General features: G+C 60.0%; 1 protein-coding gene. It reads right to left on the bottom strand.

All coding sequences use genetic code 11. From position 1 onward, the window contains the following. Nucleotides 1-182: IS3 family transposase (locus tag IU448_RS28630; protein ID WP_195058851.1), on the bottom strand; the 182-nt coding region annotated here is incomplete at its 3' end. Nucleotides 183-255 lie beyond the last annotated feature (73 nt).

The following is a 255-nucleotide window of genomic DNA, read 5'->3' as shown; positions in this document are numbered from 1 at the left end:
CGCTGGCTGTTGTACCAGCCATCGATATAGGCGAACAGGGCGTTCTCGGCCTCGTCGCGGGTCCGCCAGGCCCGGCGATAAACCAGTTCGGTCTTCAACGTGGAGAAGAAGTTCTCCATCAACGCATCGTCGTAGCTGTCGCCGACCGATCCCATCGATTGCGCGATCCCATTGTCCGCCAACCGGTTAGCGAACCGGATCGCTGTGTAGGTCGAGCCTCTGTCGCTGTGGTGAATCAACTCACCGTCGCGGATG

Source organism: Nocardia flavorosea (assembly GCF_015477805.1).
Lineage (GTDB): Bacteria > Actinomycetota > Actinomycetes > Mycobacteriales > Mycobacteriaceae > Nocardia > Nocardia flavorosea_A.
Note: the sequence above shows the minus strand (reverse complement) of the source record. Positions and strands in the feature narration are given on the sequence as shown.